The organism is Aquimarina macrocephali JAMB N27 (genome assembly GCF_000520995.1).
In the GTDB taxonomy this organism is placed as follows: Bacteria; Bacteroidota; Bacteroidia; order Flavobacteriales; family Flavobacteriaceae; genus Aquimarina; species Aquimarina macrocephali.
On the sequence record NZ_JACA01000092.1, the window covers coordinates 1 to 2,762 of the forward strand.

The following is a 2,762-nucleotide window of genomic DNA, read 5'->3' on the forward strand; positions in this document are numbered from 1 at the left end:
CATTGTGTTTTTTTACCTTCTTGATACTTAAGGTAACCCGCATACGATCTAAATTGTTGAACTTAATACCACCTAGAACGTGTATTTCTAGCTCTTTGGTGATATAGGTATAGTCGTGAGGGTTTGTTGTGTCGAGCATTGTTTAAAAACTATTTTTGTACGATTTGACTATTACAAACATATGCATTAGATTCCATATTGACAACTATAAATATACAATTTGATTATATTATTGCTTATAATATACGATTTGACTACATTCGTAATGTTCTAATATTGATTATTTATGAGCCTAGCAGAGAACTTAAAGGCATACCGAGAGCAAAAAGGATTACTACAAAAGGAAGTGGCTAATAACGTGGGTGTGCATCCTTCTAACTATTCTAAAATGGAGAAGGGCGAACGTGATGTGTCTATCGAGGTTGCTGACAAGCTTGCTGCTTTCTATGGCGTGACCCTTGATGAACTTGTACATATGGAAGGTGCTCTACCTAATGAAATAACTATAGAAGATAAATCGATATCAGAACGTCTTAAACTTATACAAAAACTAGAGGAAGAAGATAAAAAAGCTATTTTTCGTATTATTGATAGTATGCTTACCAAAGCTAAGTTTAAAGATTTCTTTGATAAAAATGTAGCTTCACTATGATAAAAGCTACCCCAATATGAGGTAGCTTTAACATTATTATTTCAGATATTTAATTTGATATATCTGATTCTGTTTTTATTCATATTCTTCTAATTCTGCTTCTAGTTCCTCTTTCAAAGTTTCTCCTTTTAAAACTAAAGCTTCTCTATCTTTATTATAAAAGATTCCAAAATAAACATCTCTTAAATCAGGATCGTCAATATAATCTTCAATAAAAGAATAAACAGATATTGAACATGGTTTAGCTCCCATTTCTTTATGCTCATCAAAAGCACAAAAATCTGCTAAATCTTTATGAGGCCATAATGGAAAAATTTCATCTCCATCTGCATCTTTAAAAATAATCCAATCATTATCATCAATAGCAAGACCCCAGACTTCTTCCCAATCTGCGCAATAACGAACAAAGTATTCAACCCTTTCTTTATTACTTAATTTTAATAAATTTTCTATTTGTTTTGGATGCATAACTCTAATTTTTTTTCTTGTATCTATGTCTATGAATTTTAGTTTCAACTTTATGTTCTGCATGATTTTTAACTAAAGAACCTTTATAACCATGTCCGTGGCTTGCTGGCGCATTATTCTTATGAGCCAACTCATAACCTTTATCTTTCTTTTTTCTTCCTGGTGACTTACGACCATTTCTAGGTATTCTTAATGCTTTCTTATTTCCTGTTTTTATATGTCTTTGGTCATTTTTTAGCCAACCTCTATCAGCACTACTTGCTTTATCATCATTCATCCATTCTTTCAACCTTGCTTGTTTACCTGATCTTCCTCTCCTTTTTAACTGTTTAGCAGCTTTTTTAGGATTAACTACCAACATTACAGCAGCCATTACAACTGAGTTTACACCTAATTCTTCTCCAACAGTCTCTACAACTTCACTTATAGCATCTCCTAAATCTGCTTCTTGGATTCTTGGGTCACCACCTGCTTTAAAAGTGGATCTTGATCCCGGAGATCTAAAATTAATATCTACTTCACAAGTAGAACATTCTTGTTCAGTAGTTTCAACAGCAATTTCTTCAGTTGACACAACATTACCATCTTCATCAACATTGTTTACATAATCCGTTTCATCTCCACCTTTATCACTAACCCATACTTCAGTTCCATCTGCCAACCTGTTCCATTCATCCGATGGAGCCATTCCCGTTGGGTCTGTAAAATAAATAGGGTTACCAAATGTATAATTATAAGGGTTCCAAGACTGCATATCTTCTGCCAATGGGTCAATGGTTGTCCATTGTGGTCTCCAAGGGTCATAAAACCTTGCTCCATAATCATACCAATCTAATCCTAAATCCTCATTAAGCTCTTTGCCATTATACTTATAATCATGCTCTGATGTTCCAGTAATTAATGAGTTAGGGTGACTTGGCCCATATTCAAATTCTGCTCCAAAAGGATAATAATCCTGCAACTGTACAATTTCATGGTGGTTATCCCCATCACCGTCAACATCTGTACCACCTCGAACTACATCAATCTTACCATCATTATCGCTATCGGTATAAGACAACCTAACATTGCCCATATAATCGCGCATCTGATAAATATATTTCCATCCATTATCTTGAGGCTCTATATATCCTTCTGGCATTGGGATAAACTGTAAGTTACCATTCTTGTACTCAATACCATCTGCATATTCTGTAACTGTTACTGCATTACCATCGGTAACCGTTTTTTTCAGCTTCATTCCCTCTGCATCATACACAAACCCATATTTCTTAGTATCCGAGTTATCAAAGATAATTTCAGTAGGTAAATCAAGATGATTATACGTAATATTTGTGATTCCTTTATTACGATCTACAGTTAAATTTCCATTGGCATCGTATTCGAAGTCATCATTGGTATTACTCCCATCCTTAAAACCATAGGCTTTATTTCCAGAGTCCGTAACTTTTGTAGGTTTATTGCCAAGATTATTATAGTCGTACTCATAAGAGAGTACATCCATATTATCAAAGTTAGAAGTATTCTGCCATCCCTGACGGGTAAGCGACATAATCCCACCTTGTTTATCATAGCTTATACTACTTACACTGTAACGGTTCTCACTGTTGGTAGCACTTGTTAGTCGGTCGAGAGCATCATA

Annotated in this window: 3 protein-coding genes; 1 reads left to right on the forward strand and 2 read right to left on the reverse strand. The window is 34.4% G+C overall.

All coding sequences use genetic code 11. The features are described from left to right. The first annotated feature begins 286 nt into the window (after positions 1 to 286). Entirely contained in the window at positions 287 to 652 is a 366-nt protein-coding gene (locus Z054_RS0127165) for a helix-turn-helix domain-containing protein (RefSeq protein ID WP_024773115.1), read from the forward strand. Positions 653 to 727: 75 nt separating this feature from the next. On the opposite strand, the gene Z054_RS0127170 is transcribed toward Z054_RS0127165, so the two are convergent. Together Z054_RS0127170 and Z054_RS29535 are read right to left on the reverse strand one after the other, a co-directional pair. Further along, positions 728 to 1,120 carry a DUF2750 domain-containing protein gene (locus Z054_RS0127170; protein WP_161635361.1) on the reverse strand — a complete coding sequence of 131 codons (393 nt, stop codon included), beginning with the start codon at positions 1,118 to 1,120 and terminating at the stop codon, positions 728 to 730. Positions 1,121 to 1,124: 4 nt separating this feature from the next. After that, positions 1,125 to 2,762: RHS repeat-associated core domain-containing protein (locus Z054_RS29535; protein WP_035093801.1), on the reverse strand; the 1,638-nt coding region annotated here is incomplete at its 5' end.